18 protein-coding genes are annotated in these 18,489 nt (G+C 46.0%); 8 read left to right on the top strand and 10 right to left on the bottom strand.

Features of this window, described 5'->3' with window-relative positions; translation table 11 throughout:
- Positions 1-20: 20 nt before the first annotated feature.
- The gene (gene ribE, locus JGK22_RS24330; RefSeq protein WP_293207589.1) at positions 21-737 is read right to left on the bottom strand and encodes a riboflavin synthase; all 717 of its coding nucleotides are present in this window, start codon (positions 735-737) and stop codon (positions 21-23) included.
- 235 nt (positions 738-972) lie between these two features.
- Here ribE and JGK22_RS24325 point away from each other — a divergent pair, with 235 nt between their 5' ends.
- The 5 genes from JGK22_RS24325 to JGK22_RS24305 all read left to right on the top strand — a co-directional run bounded on the left by JGK22_RS24325 (position 973) and on the right by JGK22_RS24305 (position 7,327).
- Positions 973-1,482, top strand: a complete 510-nt coding sequence (locus JGK22_RS24325) for a bifunctional nuclease family protein (protein WP_293184826.1) — start codon at positions 973-975, stop codon at positions 1,480-1,482.
- Positions 1,483-1,487: 5 nt separating this feature from the next.
- Positions 1,488-2,618, top strand: a complete 1,131-nt coding sequence (locus tag JGK22_RS24320) for an aldo/keto reductase (protein WP_293207587.1) — start codon at positions 1,488-1,490, stop codon at positions 2,616-2,618.
- Between the two features lie 328 nt (positions 2,619-2,946).
- Positions 2,947-6,261: a PAS domain-containing protein gene (locus JGK22_RS24315; protein ID WP_293207585.1), complete on the top strand. Its 3,315-nt coding sequence runs from the start codon at positions 2,947-2,949 to the stop codon at positions 6,259-6,261.
- Between the two features lie 17 nt (positions 6,262-6,278).
- A complete protein-coding gene (locus JGK22_RS24310) occupies positions 6,279-6,809 on the top strand; it encodes a hypothetical protein (protein ID WP_293313947.1) in 531 nt (176 codons plus the stop codon).
- Between the two features lie 200 nt (positions 6,810-7,009).
- Positions 7,010-7,327, top strand: coding sequence for a hypothetical protein (locus JGK22_RS24305; RefSeq protein ID WP_293313945.1), 318 nt, complete (start codon positions 7,010-7,012; stop codon positions 7,325-7,327).
- Positions 7,328-7,622: 295 nt separating this feature from the next.
- Here JGK22_RS24305 and JGK22_RS24300 read toward each other — a convergent pair whose 3' ends face one another.
- Positions 7,623-8,732 carry an extracellular solute-binding protein gene (locus JGK22_RS24300; protein WP_293186863.1) on the bottom strand — a complete coding sequence of 370 codons (1,110 nt, stop codon included), beginning with the start codon at positions 8,730-8,732 and terminating at the stop codon, positions 7,623-7,625.
- 64 nt (positions 8,733-8,796) lie between these two features.
- Between JGK22_RS24300 and JGK22_RS24295 the strand changes: the two genes are divergently transcribed.
- On the top strand, positions 8,797-8,922 hold the full coding sequence (locus tag JGK22_RS24295) for a hypothetical protein (RefSeq protein ID WP_293192712.1): 126 nt from the start codon (positions 8,797-8,799) through the stop codon (positions 8,920-8,922).
- A 540-nt stretch (positions 8,923-9,462) separates the two neighbouring features.
- Positions 9,463-9,858, top strand: a complete 396-nt coding sequence (locus JGK22_RS24290; protein ID WP_293186862.1) for a hypothetical protein — start codon at positions 9,463-9,465, stop codon at positions 9,856-9,858.
- Positions 9,859-10,175: 317 nt separating this feature from the next.
- Here the strand turns inward: JGK22_RS24290 and cobT are convergent, their stop codons facing one another.
- The 8 genes from cobT to JGK22_RS33335 all read right to left on the bottom strand — a co-directional run bounded on the left by cobT (position 10,176) and on the right by JGK22_RS33335 (position 17,423).
- A complete protein-coding gene (gene cobT / locus JGK22_RS24285; RefSeq protein WP_293186861.1) occupies positions 10,176-11,282 on the bottom strand; it encodes a nicotinate mononucleotide-dependent phosphoribosyltransferase CobT in 1,107 nt (368 codons plus the stop codon).
- Between the two features lie 168 nt (positions 11,283-11,450).
- Positions 11,451-11,669 (bottom strand): hypothetical protein, encoded by a 219-nt coding sequence (locus tag JGK22_RS24280; protein ID WP_293199078.1) that lies wholly within the window; start codon positions 11,667-11,669, stop codon positions 11,451-11,453.
- Positions 11,659-12,414, bottom strand: coding sequence for a DUF2232 domain-containing protein (locus JGK22_RS24275; RefSeq protein ID WP_293186858.1), 756 nt, complete (start codon positions 12,412-12,414; stop codon positions 11,659-11,661). The genes JGK22_RS24280 and JGK22_RS24275 overlap by 11 nt, the downstream gene beginning before the upstream one ends.
- A gap of 586 nt (positions 12,415-13,000) precedes the next feature.
- The gene (locus JGK22_RS24270; protein WP_293152300.1) at positions 13,001-13,498 is read right to left on the bottom strand and encodes a universal stress protein; all 498 of its coding nucleotides are present in this window, start codon (positions 13,496-13,498) and stop codon (positions 13,001-13,003) included.
- A gap of 314 nt (positions 13,499-13,812) precedes the next feature.
- Entirely contained in the window at positions 13,813-15,111 is a 1,299-nt protein-coding gene (locus tag JGK22_RS24265; RefSeq protein ID WP_293186857.1) for a hypothetical protein, read from the bottom strand.
- Between the two features lie 117 nt (positions 15,112-15,228).
- The gene (locus JGK22_RS24260) at positions 15,229-15,939 is read right to left on the bottom strand and encodes a Crp/Fnr family transcriptional regulator (RefSeq protein WP_293152297.1); all 711 of its coding nucleotides are present in this window, start codon (positions 15,937-15,939) and stop codon (positions 15,229-15,231) included.
- 321 nt (positions 15,940-16,260) lie between these two features.
- Positions 16,261-17,100: a transposase gene (locus tag JGK22_RS24255; RefSeq protein ID WP_366026539.1), complete on the bottom strand. Its 840-nt coding sequence runs from the start codon at positions 17,098-17,100 to the stop codon at positions 16,261-16,263.
- Between the two features lie 26 nt (positions 17,101-17,126).
- Complete coding sequence (locus JGK22_RS33335; protein WP_325315607.1) at positions 17,127-17,423, bottom strand: helix-turn-helix domain-containing protein; 297 nt, start codon at positions 17,421-17,423, stop codon at positions 17,127-17,129.
- 293 nt (positions 17,424-17,716) lie between these two features.
- Between JGK22_RS33335 and JGK22_RS24250 the strand changes: the two genes are divergently transcribed.
- Positions 17,717-17,968 carry a hypothetical protein gene (locus JGK22_RS24250; RefSeq protein WP_293208962.1) on the top strand — a complete coding sequence of 84 codons (252 nt, stop codon included), beginning with the start codon at positions 17,717-17,719 and terminating at the stop codon, positions 17,966-17,968.
- Positions 17,969-18,489: the final 521 nt, after the last annotated feature.

The following is an 18,489-nucleotide window of genomic DNA, read 5'->3' as shown; positions in this document are numbered from 1 at the left end:
ACTCCGCGTACACCCCAAGATTACATAAATCCGTGTTCGGCTAAGAATTCAGGTGTAATTGTTCCCAAACTGTTGATGGCGGGGGTTTCTTCCCAGGGTTCGGGATGGGCTTCCCGGCCGCCGCTGCGGAGAAATTTGGCTACGTATTTGCCTAGTATGTCTGCTTCTAAATTGACTAAACTTCCCGGCTGCAAATAGCTGAGGTTTGTCTCGGAAAAACTGTGCGGAATTACGGCAACTTCAAACCAATTTCCGTCTGCATCGCAATCTGCTACGGTGAGGCTGATGCCGTTGACGGCGATGCTGCCCTTGGAAACGATGTATGGCGCAATTTGACGCTGCCATCCCGAATTGGCTGTTGGTGGGGCTGTAAACCTCATCTCCCAAGCGTTGGCGGTTTGGGTGGATGTCGCTAAAGTGCCGATCGCATCTACGTGTCCCGTCACAAAATGTCCGCCCAATTTGCTACCGGCGCGCAGCGAGGTTTCTAGGTTCACCCAAGCATCGGGGAATGCTCCCAAATTAGTGCGGCGCAAGGTTTCTGGGGAAGCGATGGCGACAAAACCTTGGGGCAGAACTTCCACCACTGTCAAACAAACTCCATCCACTGCTACGCTGTCGCCAATGGCTAAATCTTGTAAAATCTGATAGGAGTTGCTTGAGGTGCAGGAAATTTGGAAGTAATCGTTGCCTAGCGATTTCAGCTTTCCGAGAGATTGAATTAGTCCTGTAAACATAGTTATTTTTTGGTAGTCGATCGCTTATTTAAATCAAACCACAGTCACAAACCAGACGGAGGAGCTTTTGCCATCTCCTCTATCCCTATTGTCAATGGAAAATCTAAAATCTAAAATCGACAGTCCCAGATCGGTTGCAGATTCAGGCGAAGATCGAGTCATACTGGATTTAGGTGATCTTTATGTCCAAATTCTCCACCGCCTTGCAGTTTCTTAATTCTATGAGGCCGATCGAATGATTGAAATGAAAGTCGCTGGAATTGCCTTAGATGCAGCCACGCGCAGCCCAATTGTCCTATTGAGAGACGCTACTGAGCGTCGCGCTTTGCCTATTTATATTGGTCAGGAGCAAGCAAAGGCTATTATTAGTGCTCTGGAAGGCCACAAGCCTCCTCGACCTTTAACTCACGATTTGATGGTCAATTTCCTAGAGGCCTGGAGTCTTACCTTGGAGCGGATAGTGATTCACTCGCTGCAAGATAACACGTTCTATGCCGTGCTGATTGTCCGTCAGGGTGAAGTGAAAAAAGAGATCGATGCCCGTCCCAGCGACGCGATCGCCATAGCTCTGCGGACGAATAGCCCCATCTGGGTGATGGAAGAAGTCGTCGCCGATGCTTCTATACCGGTCGATCGAGATGCTGATGAGGCCGAACGCCGGGCCTTTCGCGAATTTATCTCAAACCTCCGCCCGGAGGATTTGATCAAGAGAAGCGGCTTGGGCCAAAGCGAAACTTCCTCCTAACAGATATGCGCTATCGACGGTTTGGCAAAACTAACTTGCACCTGTCCGTATTTTCCTTGGGAACCATGCGTTATTTGGCTTCTGAGGAAATTGCCTTTCAGACTGTACAACAAGCTGTATCTCAGGGAATCAATCACCTGGAAACGGCGGCGGGTTACGGTTGCAGCGAGGAATATCTAGGCGCGGCCCTCGCATCTGGTTTGTCTGTCGATCGATCGCGCTTCCACGTCACCACGAAAATCCCTCCTGGGGACGATGCTGCTGCCACGGAACGCTGCATCGACTCGTCTCTCAAACGTCTAAATCTAGACTATATCGATTGTCTGGCAATTCATGGTTTGAATGCTTGGGAACATTTGGCTTGGGTGCGATCGCCCACAGGCTGCATGGAAGCTGTACGCAAAGCCTTGGCTGATGGCCGAATTCGGCACGTCGGTTTCTCGACTCACGGGCCTCTGGATCTGATTTTGGCTGCTATAAATACAGATTTATTTGAATTTGTCAACCTGCATTATTACTATTTTTTTCAGCGCAACACCCCGGCAGTTGAACTCGCCAAGCACAAAGATATGGGCGTTTTCATCATTTCTCCGGCAGACAAAGGAGGGCAACTCTACACGCCCCCAGAAACTCTCGCACAATTGTGCTCGCCTTTCTCGCCTTTGGAGTTGAACTATCGGTTTTTACTGAGCGATACTAGAATTGGAACTCTGAGTGTGGGGCCTGCAAATCCGACAGAATTAGAGCAACCTCTAAAATATGCCGATCGCGACTTTCCCCTCACCCAGGCCGAAATTGCTGCGTTTGTGAGGATTGAATCGGTGATTGCCGATCGTTTGAAAACTGACAAATGCAGCCAGTGCTACGCCTGTTTGCCTTGCCCGGAAAACATCAACATTCCCGAAGTATTGCGGCTGCGGAATCTCGCTGTCGGGTGCGACATGACTGAGTTTGGCAAATACCGTTATGCTATGTTTGAAAATGCCGGACATTGGTTTCCTGGAAGCAAAGGCAACCGCTGCACCGATTGCGGCGAATGTTTGCCCAGGTGTCCCGAAGAGTTGGACATCCCAACTTTGCTCAAAGACACTCACCAGCGACTGAATGGCAAAGCGGGCAGGCGGTTGTGGGATTGAAACACAAGGTGACAGTTGACAGTTGACAGTTGACAGTTGACAGTTGACAGCAAAGTCTACCTGGAAGGAAGAGGATTGGAGTAATGAATCGTCTTCTTTTAATTTCTCCGCGGGTTCCAGCTTTAAACCAATTCTTTCTGGTAAAAAAAACTAAATTACAAAATTTGGTTGAAGAGCCAGAAAATTTATTTCTATGACAATACCCCAGTTATTTTATGACTTTCTTCGACCCAGCGAGAGCCAACATTTTTCTGATGGGTGATTAACGGAACTCTCTCTAAAATCTCAACTTCCAAATCTCAACTTGATACTTCCAGATTAATATCCCGTGTCATCTACAAACGATTTAGCATCTACTACTATGGCTCAAACTCAGTTAAACGACAGCCAGCAAAACTGTTCGCAGCCTACTAATTTTGCGACTTCCGAAAGAAGATTGAAAGCAGTTTTCAGACCTGCCACCTACAACTTGTCTGTCACCAGAAAACAATTAATTGGATTGCTGGCTTTACAAACCATCTTGCCAGTCGGATTAACGGGAGCAGCACTTTGGCTAACATCAACTGTTGGAAGCAGCGAACTGCAAAATCAAGCTAAATCTGAACTGAGCCTTAGTGAAAGTAACTACAATCTTAAACTCGATCGCGCTGCATTCAGTTTGCAAAACTCCTCTGACAGCAAAACGATCGCCCAAATAGCCTCAGCTTATAACAGCGGCAAGAATATATCAAATTTGCGACAATCTGTCAAGGATATTTTGGAAACCCAAGTTAAAACAGGGGAAATAGACAGTGCTGTCTTAGTGGGAAAAAACGGGCAGATTGTAGTTAGCGTCAACCCCAACATCAAGGAAAAAAGTGTTAACCTGCAAAAAATAGTCGATCGAGTATTCGCTGCCAAAAAGCCAATAACCGCCAGCAAAATTATTGCCAAATCGGAACTTCAGAAACAATTGGTATCTTTGCCGCGCGCTGCGGGAGACGGTAGCGTTCTCATCCGCTACATAGCAACTCCTGTAAACGATCCCAAAACTAAGACGGTGATTGGTGTCTTAGTGTTAGAAAAAATTTTGAGCCAAACGACGGCAGTTGCTAGCAGCGAAACCATCAATTTACAAAGTGGCGGATATCGCGCTATCTACTCCGTCCCAACTGACGGCAAATTTGTGTTGGCAAGTTCGCAAATATTTACCAAAAATCAAAAGTTGCCAGATTTGCTGGCAGACAAATCGCTGCTGAAATCGGCACTCGCAGCCGCCGGCAAGCCTGTCGCTCAGGAAATGCGAACAGGCAGTAAAACTTATACAGTAGCTGCTCAATCCCTGGACAATTTAGCCGGAAAACCCGCAGCAATTTTAGTGCGGGGAATGCCACAAACTGATCTCGCATCCTGGTGGGGCAATAATTGGCTGCTAGCACTGTCTGTGGCTGCCGCCGCACCCCTGGCCTTAGCAGTAGGAGTCACCCGCCTCCTGGCCAAACCAGCTAACTCAGATTTATTAACAGCAGACGGGAATTTACGCTCTAACTCCACCGCCGAAGCGCACCCGCAATCGGGGAAGTGTGTTAGCGAAGCCAACGAAAAGGATCGCACTTCTGACAATTTATCGGAAAATTTATCTGACAATTTATCTGACAATTTAAATTTGGGCGAACTCCCCGGTTTATTCCTGAAACAACCTAATTTAGACAGTCAATTAGCGATGGATTTTGAGTATGGAAATTGTGCGGGCGATCGCGCGCAAATCACAAATCCCGAAATCTCGCTAACTGTCCCAACCCTAGAATTGGCCGCCAACTGGGGTTCAAACCACCCACAGCCGACAAATACAGAACCAGCAAAAAGCTCGATCGCCTTAAATCAAGTCCAGGAAGCTTGGCAAGACTTAAATCGCCTCAACTTGGAATTGCAGCGAGAAATACTCGAACGTCAAAAGGTTCAAACAGCCCTGCGGAAGAGCGAAGAACTGCTGCAAGCGATTTTAGACAACTCCACAGCAATGATTCACATCAAAGATGCTGACGGAAAATACCTGCTTACAAACAGCCATTTTGACAATTTGTTCCATATGGCAAAAGAACAAATAACTGGTAAAACCGACGGCGATATTTTTCCTCAAGACAAAGCATCAGTCTTGCGAGAAAACGACCTAAAAGTGATTGAAACCTGTTCGCCCCTAAGCATTGAAGAAGTCATCCCTCAAGACGACGGGCCGCACACTTATCTGTCTCTCAAATTTCCCCTCTGCAACTCCGAAGGTACAGCTTATGCAGTCGGTACAATTTCTACAGATGTGAGCGATCGCAAAAAAGCCGAACTCACCCTAGAAAAAGCCAAAGTAGAACTAGAAATAGAAGTCGAACAGCGCACGGCATTCCTCAAACAAGCCAACCAACTCTTGCAGTTTGAACTCGCCGCCCGAGTCCGCGGCGCCATTACCGTCAGACAAATGACGGCTCAAGTAGCCCGACACGCCAGAACAGTTGACGGCATTCTCGGCGCTTCCCTCGACCTAATTTTTCTAGTGGATCAGTCGGGAAGGTACACTTACGTCAGTCGCACCGCCGCCCAAGCTGCCGGCATGAACCCCAGAGAAATGATTCGCAAAACCTGGCAGGAATTAGGCTGGCCTCCAAACATTATGGAGCGGGTTCACCAACAGTGCGATCGCATATTTGTCACAGCCGAACCCGCCAAAGGCGAAGTAATCGTCCCCACCGCAGCCTGGGGAACCCGCGACTACGAGTACATTCTCAGCCCGGTGTGTGCGACAGACGGTAGCGTGGAAGCGGTGGTAGCCACGCTGCGGGATATCACAGAGCGCAAAGACGCCGAGGAAGCGTGGCAGTTGGCAAAAGAAGCCGCCGAACTCGCCAACCGCGCCAAGAGTGCTTTTCTGGCAAACATGAGCCACGAGTTGCGGACTCCCCTAAACGCAATTATCGGCTACAGCGATCTGCTGGTGGAAGATGCCGAGGAGGTGGGCAACTTAGAGGTAGTTTCGGATTTAGACAAAATTCGGACTGCTGGGAAACACTTGCTGCAACTGATTGACGACATTCTCGACATTTCCAAAATTGAAGCTGACAAGATGGAGATTTATCTCGAAAGCTTCGATGTTGGCGGCCTGATCGAGGAGGTGGCGACAACCATCAAACCGTTAATTGAGAAAAACGGCAATACCTTGCAAGTATTGAGTGCCGAGAATATCGGCGCCATGCACGGCGATTTGATGAAAGTGCGGCAGATAATCCTGAATTTGCTGAGCAATGCTGCTAAGTTTTCTGAGAATGGGGCGATCGTACTTACTGTCGAAAGAATTACCAGTGAAGAATTAAAAAATAAATATCAACCGCGAGTTGTTCAAATGTTAATTTTGGATGCTGAATATTTAGTTTTCCGAGTGACAGATACGGGGATCGGCATGACACAAGAACAGCAAGAGCGACTGTTCCAACCTTTCACCCAAGCGGACAATTCAACTACTCGCAAGTACGGCGGTACAGGTTTGGGATTGACTATCAGCCAGCGTTTTTGTCAGATGATGGGCGGTGATATTGAAGTTACCAGCGAGTTAGATTGTGGTTCTACTTTTACGGCTTTTCTGCCTGCTTCGTTGTTTAGGCGATCGGAATTTCAATAATTTTGTCGCAATAAATTATGATGAATCACCACAAATTCAGCCACCAAAATCAAGTTTTCCGGCGCAGACCTAGCATTTTGACAAAAAGTTTATGTTTGTTCCTAATTGCGAGTTCTACGTGCATCACAGCCTTGCTGTGGGGACAATATGCGGCGTTTTCCCAGCAACCAGTCTGCCCGAGTGGAGACGCTGCCAATTTCCCGTCGCCGCCGCTTTCGCAAGCCGAAAAGAGCACGCCGAGTCTGTGGTTGGCTCAAAAACAGTTTGGCGGCAAATTGCTCGATCGCTGGTTTGTCGATCGCAGCAACACATGGGTTATCATCATCGTCAACCGCCAACTGTGGAGTTTGCTCGATTATATGGAACGCTATCAGTTTGTCAACCGCTTCGGCGCTGCTTCTAGCGAGTACGGTTACAACCTGCGAGTTTGCAACCGTCAGGGGACTGCTTTGGCGGTTTATGCGTGCAAGGGCGATCGGCTTAACTGTCGGATTGATTTAGAATCTCTCTCAAATCCCGGTCTTCGAGGCAAAATCAAAGGATTTTAGTAGGGTGCGTCAGCTAGAGAGATTTTTGGGATAATCGATAAATCAAGAGGTGACGCACCGTGCATTTGAGCTGATAAATGCGGTTTATAATTCGTAGAGATTTTAGTAGTAGGGTGCGTCAGCTAGAGAGATTTTTGGGATAATCGATAAATCAAGAGCTGACGCACCCACATTTTAGCTAACAAAATAACAGGCAAAAAATGGCACTTCCTCAAAAGAAATCACGTAGTATCACCATAAACGAAGAAAAATATCGTTGGCTTATTTCACGTGACGATTACGGCGGCATTGGTTTGTTTATAGAGTTATACCAGAATCCTGCTCAGAAATTGACGACAGCTTTTTCTTATGATTATCAAGTTGTTACGCCTGTGCTGGTGCGTGAGGTAATTCTCCATGCCTTAGCACAAGGATACACGCCTCACAAAAAAGGTCAGAATTTTGGGCTACCTAAAAATTCACCCTTAGTAGTAGTTAAGAATTTAACAATTAACGCAGCTTATAAGTACAACTGGTGACTGACACACTCTATGGTTAAAGATGCGTCAGTTTTGATGATTTTCAAGGTACGTAGTTGCGCTTCAGCGCTCTTTAGATCTAACTTTTTACTGCTTGTTTTTTAGATCTATGAAAGAGCGCTGAAGCGCAACTACGTACCTCAACACGTACTTAACTTTTTACTGCTTGTTTTTTAGATTTATGAAAGAGCGCTGAAGCGCAACTACGTACCTCAACACGTACTTAACTTTTTACTGCTTGTTTTTTAGATCTATGAAAGAGCGCTGAAACGCAACTACGTACCTTAAAACTTACTTAACTTTTCACTACTTGTCGAATTTCTTGCCAAAGCGATCGATATTCGGCAATCCCCGCATCTCCAAACGGCAGCAGAAAGTCGCTGGCGGCAAGAATTTTAGCATCCGGTAACAACACGGGATTGCTTCGCACATCGGCGGGCAAAGCCTCGGGTTTCATGCCGACAATTATCGGCGAACTAGCTTTAGCCAGCAAAGATAATTGAGGCGCAATCTGAGGCTGCAAGCAAAAATTAATCCATTTTTCCACTAACGAAACTGGCTTTTTTGATGCTGGTTGTACCCACAAATCCGTCCACAGTGCAGTTCCAGAAACTGGAATTACTACAGCAATATCCTTTTGAGTTTGTAACAGCGGCAGTACGTCACCAGATGAACCTACGGCTAACCAAGTATCACCTAAAATTAACGGTTGCAGGTATGTATCGGAACTGTAAAGCTTAGTTTGGGCGTGCAGATTTGCCAGTTCTTTTTTGAGGTTGGGAACTTTATCTAATTGCTGCGTGTTGTAAGATTTTCCGAGTTTTTTTAATGTTAAACCGATCACTTCTCTCGCGCTATCCGGTAGCGAAATTCGATCGCGCAATTCGACTCGCCACAAGTCACTCCAATCAGTCGGAGTCCACCCCAAATCCTTAAATTTGTCGGTTCGATAGGCAATTACCGTACTTCCCCAGCGGTAAGGTGCAGCCCAAACTTGACCTTTAGCGTCTAATTGGCCGTCAGCGTTACGCCGGACGAGTTTTTGCCATCTTTCGGGCAATTGCGACCAATTAGCAATTTTAGCAGGATCGATCGGCTGAATCAATTTTTGCCGAATTGCCAAAGTCAGCCAATAATCTCCCAACATCACCAAGTCAGCTTGATTTTTGGCTTCCGGTGTCCGTTTCCACTCCTGTAACAAAGCGAATAATTCTTTTAATTGCCCTTCCTGCGTTACCTGCAACTGCGGAGACGGTTGTAAATCGCGGCTAAATTTGCTTGCGAGTTGGGCCGGAATACCGTTTTTGAGCGATCGAATTTTGAGAGTGGGTTTCGAGTCGCAACCTGCCGCCAATTGACTTAAAGTTAGGGTGGCTGCGCCCAATAGCAAAGACCTTCGTTTCACCTGTGAATCCGCTTTTCTAAATATTGACCGATGTTTTGTGTTCTGCGACCCGGGAAATAATTGTTTGTCGAGTCCGGTAGTCCGCACCGATTTGTCTTATTTCTTTTTCCAACACATAGCCATTGTACTAGCTTCTGCTGCGATCGGAGTCGGTGCTCGTCTTGCCGTCAACTTACCGCCTCGTTTCTGAACTCCAAATTTCTTTGGGCTAATTTTGCCGGTCTTTGCGGGCGATCGCCTGTATCTGTGTTACATTCCTTAATATCAGGAAACCGCGAAAGCGCCACACTCTGCCGTTGGATGACGCTTTTTCCACAAACGAAGTGAAAAAGTCCTTTTAAATCCGCGACAGTTTAATAACTACAAAACCCGGTTGCTGTCTCCATAACAATCTCAACTCCCAAATCGAAAAATGGCAAATTGACTGCCGAGTCAATCTCACACTCCTGGAGGGACTCCCACTCTCAGAAGCCGAGTTTTTTTGTTTTTTTTAACTCTGATTGAAGGTTTGAACAAAGTATAGGAGTTAACAAACCTCGTTTCAGAATCCAAGAAAATCTAAAATCTAAAATCTAAAATCTAAAATCCTCAAGCTGAGTATCTCAACCTAGCGTCAGGATTGGGAAGACAACAATTACGTCAAAAATTAAATAATTTAGTGATAAATCCCACTTATGTAAAGATTTCCCTAATATGTAAAGATATAAGTTACTATTCCGAGGATGACTGTATGGAAGCGCTACGCCAGCAAGTTACAGCATTGACCCAACAAGTCGATGCTTTGTACAAACTCGTAGAAAACCTCAATGAAAAGTTATTGGAGTCCGCCAAGGAGACGAAGCTGGCCCAGCAGCATATGGACGATCGCTCCCTGACAGCAGGAAATCACAAAACCTCTCCCTATCAAAGCTACAGCAATCTCGACGGCATCCTCGGTCACAAGGACATACTGTTAGATGACAACTACTTCGACAAGAATTCTCAAAGTCTGGAAAAAGAGCTGACTTCCGAGATTCAAATCCAGCGCCTAACAGCTCAGCTAACAGCGGCTTACAATCGAATTGCTGCCTTAGAAGAACAGTTGGTCGCCAAAAGAATGCACTCACACGTAGGCGGGTCTAATTAAATATTGCTGCTGGCGATCGGCATGGATCGAGAGAGAAAATACAAGTTGCCTTGATTTATGCTCGTCTACTTATAGAGTCATTGAATAGAGTGTTTTGTCTCGCGAAATTCACAGGAGGAATACTGCATCAAAGCGAGATATTGTGTAGAATATTCTGTAAATCTGAAAGCAAAAATGCTACAGAAAATGATATAATTATTCAGCCCAAACAAAGCTAGTTGAGCAGCACAACGAGGTTGGCAGCTCGATCGCACATCTGAATTTTTCATATTTAATGCCTGATATTCCGACAGGCACGGAAAAGGAAAAACCCGGTTTTACTGTTGAATTTCACACCGCGAGGCTAGGGCTTCCACAGCTTGCAGAAGTTGGGTTGGAGTCCAATTCACAGCTAGGCCGCTGGCGATCGCACACGCACCCGCACCCACACCTTCCTTCACGTACCCGCGATCGTAAGCTTGCAGTTGCGGGTAGCGAGAACTGGCAAAACTTAGCTGTGCAGCCAACAGAGGGACACCGCCGATATCCGAGGCGAGTCCTACAGTGTCCCCTGTGGGGTCTTCCGCCACCCAGCGCGTAGTCCCCACCGCGACTTGTTCGGGACACCATAACAGCTCGTATTCCGTGGCTAAGGCTTGCATCAAAGCATACACTGCCAGCATTTGCGTGCCACCAGCCAAAAGTACCCCGCAAGTCCGACTCGCGGCGATCGCCATTCCCGCCACCGCTATTTGCATCGGATCGCCCACCGCCGCCACCAAATCCAGGGGGGTGCTATTTTTTCTGCCGATTTCCCACCCAGCATTATTGAGTCCCGCTGTCACCGCAGCCAATTTTTGAGCGTGATTGCAGGTAGGGTGAGAACTATTAACCTTACCCGCCGCTGCAATTCCCAAACCCATTAACACGCCCAAAGCAGTAGTCGTGCCACCAACTACGCACTCCCCTAAAATGACATAACTGCCATTAGTTTCGGCGGCCAATTTAGCGCCCCAAATTAATCCTTGTTCCAGCAAATGTTTGACTATTTCTAGTTCCAAAGCATTCCCAGAAGTTAGACACTTTGCCGCAGTACCGCCCAAATCAATTGTAGGTACGGGAGGCGGCAGGGGTAAACCTGCATTAAACAGGTAAAGGGGAATTTCCAAAGCTTCGACTACGGCGCGAGATATTAGCACCGGTGAGGCACCGGCTTCTAGGGGCGGCAAGGGATACTGCGGTGACGGTTGCGGGCCGTTATACAAAAATTCTGCATCGGCCAAACAAGTAAATTGTCGATCGCGCGGGGTTGCTCCTGCTGCCGAAATCCCCGGAATTAAGCCAGTTGCGGTGAATCCTAACACGCAGGCAAATATCGGTTTTTGTCCCCGATGGCGATCGAGCCACCGCTGGCCCTGTTCAATTTCTGTATAAACATGAATCATAATTAGTCAGTTGACAGTTGACAGTTGACAGTTGGCAGTAATAATCGGGGATTGGTAATGGGGAATTGGTAATGGGGAATTGGTAATGGGGAATTGGTAATGGGGAATTGGTAATTGCCGGAAAAACTAGAAAGAGGGAAAGCGGATAATTTGATTTTTTTCCTTCCCTCAACATCCATCTGTTAAATCTGTTACAAGATCCTTCTTCCCTCTTCCTTCTTCCCTCTTCCTTCTTCCCTCTTCCCTCTTCCTTCTTCCCTCTTCCTTCTTCCTTCTTCCCTCTTCCTTCTTCCCTCTTCCCTCTTCCTTCTTCCCTCTTCCCTCTTCCTTCTTCCTTCTTCCTGATGACTGATGACTAATGACTAATGACTTCCGATTACTCCTCATAATCGATTAAAACTTGCACCCAGCGCGGCGGCCGCGGAATCGGATTTCCCAAACGATCTAACAGCAGCAAAGCTACTAAATGCACTACAAATAAATATACAATATTGTTAATCAAAATCATCCCAGCGGCGATCGCCCCTATTGTACTCAAACTCGGCACGCTCAGCCAGCCCAGCTTCACAAATACCCATTCCACAATCTCTGTTACCTGGGCGGTTACATAAACCCAGAGATCTTGACCCACCAAAGCTGACAGCAGCCAAAACTTAAAAAAGAACCCGACAGCACCAATTACCGCCCCCACACTAATAGAGACAGACCAACTCGCTTTGCGCCGCCAAAGTCCTCCCAGTGCAACTCCCATAATTCCAAAAGGAATCACGTATAAAATGCTCCGCGTTGGGCCCATGAGTACCGACAGCAGCAAACCGGAAACCAAAGCTGACATCCAAGCCGCTCTGTTACCCCAGCGCAGGTAAACCAGGGCTATGGGCACCGGGAAAAAAACCCGCAGCAACGGGCCCAGGGGAAAGTAATAATTTATCAGCCAAATCAAGCTAGCGGTACTTGCCAAAAATGCCGTTTCTACGAGCCTCAAAGGCGCTTCTCCAGTGGGGGGCGTCCCCGGGTCGGAATTTTTGCGATCGCCAGCCATTGCTGAAAAAGTGGCGGTTTGTGGCTCATTATTGCTACTGGGTGAACTGCCTGAATTAGACGCGGCATCTGCTGACAAAAAATCACTCATCCGATTTTAGATTTTAGATTTTAGATTTTAGATTTTACAGGACTTACGTGCTACACGTCTGATTCCCGATTTGAGATTTTAGATTTGAGATTTTACAGAACTTGCCTGCTGCACGTCTGATTCCCAATTTTCCGATTTTCCGATTTTAAATTTTATCAGAAAGAATTGGTTGAAAGCCCCAAGCGCGATCGGGAGAAATTAAAATTAGACTATTCATTACCAGAAAGAATTGGTTGAAAGCCCCAAGTCTTCGAGGGAGAAATTAAAATTAGACTATTCATTACTCGAATACTTGGACTTAAAGGTAGAGGTAGCTCTCGAACTGTCAAGCGGTCAACTGTCAATTGTCAACTGTTGAATCCAATCTTCTTCTTTCTAGGTAGAGGTCGCTGTCAAGCGGTCAACTGTCAATTGTCAACTGAATAAAGTTTGATATTTTACGACACTGGCGGGCCATAAGATTAATTTCCGGTTTCACTATTTGGAGGCCTCGCCACCCAATTTAATATTGTTCGCACAAACCAGGTTTAGGTAGGAACGCCAGTCTTATTTTAGATTGATGTTCTCAGGAAAATTTTCAGCAGCATCATTTTTCAGCTTTGACTTCCTGAATTACAAATACCGAACAAGATGCGTGGTGAACGACATAATTGCTCACACTCCCGAGGAAAGCTTCTGTAAGCCCCGTGCGGCCGCGCCTCCCCACTACTATTAAATCTGCACCCCAAGTTTGGGCGTGTTCGCAGACACAATGCCCCGGATCGCCATCCATTTGGCAGTCAAATTCCACCTCCAATCCTTGTTTGGCTGCAACCTCGCTATAATTTTTCAGCAAACCCTCAGACTGTTTTACCTCCCTTTCCAGCCGCAAACGTTGAGCTTGATAAGCTTGATCCATTAACTCGGCATTCAAGCCCAAATCTACCGGAATTGGCACTGCCGTCTCGCCCAGCGAGTTGACAGTAACGCAGTGAAATAGCATCATCTTAGCTCGATCGATCGAGGCTAATTCTAAGGCTTGACTGAAGACGCGGCGGCCAAGTTCAGAATCATCGACGGCGGCGAAAATTTTCTTAAAACTCACAGCTTTACCTCCGGCGGGAAATCATCAATATCAGTTAGTTAACAGAGAGTGTTGTTGAATGAGATTCAAATTAACAATCTCTGATACTTCTAGAGTAACCCATAAATGGAGTTAATCGGAGTAAGTCACAATATTCCAATTATAGTTCACTTTTTTAACTCCTCTGTAGTCGCGTCTTTCAGTTTGCGGGAGCTAGTCCCAACCAAATAGAGCGTAGTAAGGTAGGAATTTTTAGGCAGTTTACCCTAGCCTAGTACAATCAAAGTGGTAGTCGCTAACACCGTTCTAGTTTGATTGCACACCGTCACGTATTACTACTTCAGGCTTTTAAGATTGAGCGTAGCTTCTAGTAGGTTGCGCTTGATTGCTTTTAATGCCACGTTTCGGGCAGCATTTAATCCAGAGTGAGCCTTGTACCCATCAGCAGTTGCCACCAATGCAGCTCCAGATTGATAGCCCTCAAATCGAAGTGAGTCAGACGGAAACTTAGCCCCTCTCCAAAGTGGTTCTCCCCACGGACTAAGGCGACTCGTATTCATCGGACTAACGCGAGTTGTCACAATTGCATAATCTTGATATGCGATTCGTTTGACTTGCTCAAAGACCTTTCCCTTTAGCCAGTAGGCACGCTTTTGATTTGATCTCCTAGAGAATTTGCCTTTTTTCGGGCGAAGATTGCCTAGGTGTTCAAAACTAATTACATCCACTTTCCAGTGTTTTGCAAACTCAACAAGTTCCCTTGAAACCGCTCTGGAAAAATTAATTTCTCTGGCCGTTATTGAGTCCCATCTTGATTTAGCAAAACCACGACTCACTATTTTGGCTTGTCTCATCTTGATTGCAATTTGTCCTAGATCCCGCTTCCTACGAGCTACGTGACGCGACTGGTTGATAAAGTGCCTAGCGATTTCAGTCGTTTCGCCTCTGTCGTTGGTTTCTAGAACAGTTGCAATGATAATAAACTTGTCTAAATCCATGTCAATCCCGCAGGTTCTAAATGCGGAGTTAGACATAATTCCCTTGATACCTCCTGTGGCAGGCACATATTTTTCTAAGGGGAAAACGAGCCATAAAGAACCATTTTGTACTTGAATTCTTGGAGAACCTTTTGTCCATTCTGTCGGAACATTAGGACATTGATATTGATGTTTGACCCATTTCCATGAATTCCCTACTCGCATTTTCAAAACAATGGAGAAACCATCATCCTCTTTCCACATCCCTGAATCGTAATGCGGGTTAAACCGGAATGCCCTAGGATGAACTGGAGGTTTGTGATCTCTCATTCGCTTCGGACGATGCAACCATTTTTGATAGGTTGAATTCCAGCTTTCGTAAGCACCGATGGCTTGTCGGATTGCGGCTCTTTTTAGCGGGGAAGGAAAGCCGCTAATAAACTGATGACCAGCGGTTAGTAATTCGTAGAATCGCCAGCCTCCCTTAGATTGCACGGGAATGCTTACGCCTTGAGGATTTTCAGCAATTAACAGGAAATAAAAATGCACTACTTCGTTGTAAGCATCCTTGGTTTCCTGCATATCAAATTTTGAGCGAATTAGTTTCGCTTTAACTGATTTGGTTGTAATTGAATATCCTTTTTGGCGTTTTAGCATTCTATAATGAAACTCCAATACACTCTAATTCGTCAATAGACGACAGATACATCGCGCTTAGCGCTCCAATATATACATAACCACTCCAGTATACTCCAATATTTCGTTTTGTAGTGATTAGACTAACAGACGCTCCAAGGCGTGTAGGTCGGGAATGCACAAAACGTCACGTTCGCGTTGAATAGTTCCTTTTTTTTCCAGCTTGCTCAGCACTCGCGTTACCGTTTCCCGAGCCAGCCCGCTGAGGCTACTTAATTCTCTGTGCGGCAGGTTGGGAATTTCTGTACCTCCACTGGACATTTTTTTCCCTTGCCCCTCTGCCAAAAATAATAGAATATCTGCTACTCGCGAGGTACTGTCAGACTCTCGCAAACGCAGGCGGCGGTTGACTTGTCGCAGGCGGCGGGCCATCAGTTGAGCTAGCCGAATGCCTGCGAGGGGCTCGGTATGAATGAGTTGCACAAAATCTTGAGCTGGCATATTGCCGATCAGTGTTGGGGCTAGGGTGATGACATCTGTCGATCGCGGTGCTTCTTCGATCGCTGCCATTTCCCCGAACAGTTCTCCTTTCCCTAAAATATTCAGCGTTACTTCTTTTCCGTCTAGATTGTAGGTGCGAATTTTCACCCAACCATCCAATATAAAATACACTGATGTTCCCCAGTCATTTTCTAGTAAAATCACTTGATTCGACGGATGACTGCGGGTAACGATGTGGACAGTTGCTCTCTCGATTACAGGGTCAGGCAAACCTGCAAAAAAAGGAGTAGAAACTATCAATTGATTTATATTTGACTGCGGATCTCGGGCGTTAAAGCGGTCTTCCATGAGGCCATCATCTTAATTTATGCGCTTGAGCTGCGCTGGGCAGTTAGAAATAGCTTGCAGCCGAGTCATTCGAGCGATTTGAGATTCAAGCATTTGAGGAACAAGGAGCTAAAAATCGGCAATTTTTCCTCTAAAGTTTTGCGGTCAAAGGTCGAATATGGGAATTATTGACGCGATCCCCGGCATAAATGCGCGGGAATTCTCAAAGGTTGCATTCCGGTGCGATCGCATCCACACCTTCACGCTTTCTTCTTCCTGTCTCTTAGGCTCTTAACTAGACCGTTTCCGGTTCCCGTCAGACCGCCTCCACAGGCAATTTCTTTAATGTCTACGAAGCGTCCCTCCGCCGACAATCCTTGAAAACCGAATAACTTGAGCGGCTGCTACATCTCGATGTGTTGTATACCCACACTCAGGGCAATTATGCACTCGTTCATCAAGTGCTTTCTTGCCAGTGTGACTATCACAATTCGGACAAACCTGAGAAGTGTAATCCTTGTTTACCTTCTCAAAATGTACTCCCCGTTTCCAGCACACCCACGACATAATCGCGATGAATTGACCGAAACCAGCATCTAAGGTGTGTTTGCCAAACCTACCTTTTGCCCAGACTCGAAAATCGATATCTTCAACAAATATCATTCCCGCATCTAGGGCTAGGTCATGAGCTAATTTAAACTGCCAATCTTTTCTGGTATCGGTAACACGCTGATGCAGCCTAGCAATTTTTCTATTCAACTTATGACGGTTGTTAGAGCCTTTCTTCTTGTTCTTGAGCCGACGTTGCAGCAATTTAAGCTTGCGGTGTTCGACCTTGAGCAACTTAGGACGTTTAACTAATTTGCCTTCAGAAGTTGCTAAAAATTGGTCTAAACCTAGATCTATGCCAACGGGGAATCCCTGTGCAACTGGTTGAGGAACATTAACATCACATTCTAAGAAAAGTATGACGAAATATCCACTAGCCTTCCGGACAATTTGAGCTTGCTTGATTGCAAACTCATTAGGAATCTCTCTTGATTTAATGAATTCAACAATGCCTAACTGTGGGAGTTTAATAGTATTTCCTTGGAGGCAATTTTTGAGCATTTGGGGAAATACAAACGACCGCATTCGGTATTTATTCTTAAATCTTGGGAATCCCATTCCCTTACGTTTCATGTCTAGGAAGGCTGTTTCCAGCTTTCTTAACACCTGTTGAAGCATCTTTTTGTGTTAACCGTTTTAAGTTCGGGAAACAACTCTTTAGCTTTGGTTAGCTCCGCTGCCTGATTGTAATAATTTGGGTAGGGAGCATCAGCCGGAATAATGTACTCGCGAGCGATCGAGCAAGCATTAATCGGACATTTACGAGAGTTAATCCAGTCTTTACGCTCTCTCAATGCGTAGTTCCAAACCTTACGACAAATTACCAGAGTTCTTTCGATTTGAGAAATCTGCTTGTCTGTCGGCTTTAGTTTGTACTCGTAACTGAGATTTAGCATGATTCTTGACTAGCTCTACAAAATATTATATCATTTTGTAGATACTATGACAATAACGAAATCTCACTCTTGTCACTGGCATTGCCTTAGCCTCCGGTTAGCTTTCATGTCCGTCTTGAAAGGACGGGGTTCTCAGCATATTTTTTATAGCCTCAAGCTCTGATTGGGAGCTAGAAACTAAAGACTATACCATAATTGTTTAGATACATACCGCCGAGTAAATTTTATTAACAAAATTTTAGCAGCGCAGCAAGGGACTGAGCGATCGAGTTAGCGAAGACAATGACTTCGCGATGACAAGCTTAACACTGCTGAGAGATTTGTTGTCAGCAGGCCCGACAGTCGATCGGCTAGCGGAAGCACAAGTCCGCCCACGGGACAGACAGCGACCACATCCGATTGCAACTCTCTGGAACCAGTCAAATGTCAGCACTACCAAGAAAATCCACACCAATTTCCAGTCTAAAGGTTGGCGCTCTTGGCAACCGAAACCGACGCAGTTTCCAGCAATTTTTTATGCTACCCCGAGATTATTGTACCATTAATCTCTAGCCATGAACACAGATCGAAAGCTATCATAAAAGGTTGTTTAAATCGACTGCATGGGGACAAGCCCGAATCCGGGCATCCCAAAATCGCAGATTGTTTGAGGTTTTTCCCAAGTCTGTAGTCTGTAAAAGATGGAAACAAAAATTTACCAGAAAGAATTGGTTGAAAGCCCCAAGCCTGCTCGGGAGAAATTAAAATCAGACTATTCATTGCTCCAATCCTCGGACTTAAGGGTAGAGGTCGCTCTCAAACTGTCAACTGTCAACTGTCAACTGTCAACTGTTGAACGCATTACCTGAGGAGAGAGTGGCACCCAGCCACCGCCCCAAGCTCGGGGTTAGGAACTGTAACTTAATTTATGGACAAAGCTACCCATCCTTGACTATTTGGGTAGCTTTTTGAGCAAATTGTGGCCGCGCGAGACTATTTGCCCGTAGTTCAATTTGTTTTTGCCTCCGTGCCATTGGATGACAGATGTGGGCGTCTTGCGTCAGAGAAATCTGCATTTGGACTGATT

Source organism: Microcoleus sp. PH2017_08_TRC_O_A (assembly GCF_020738665.1).
In the GTDB taxonomy this organism is placed as follows: Bacteria; Cyanobacteriota; Cyanobacteriia; order Cyanobacteriales; family Microcoleaceae; genus Microcoleus.
The sequence above is the reverse complement of the archived record's forward strand: the minus strand, read 5'-3'. Positions and strand labels throughout refer to the sequence as shown.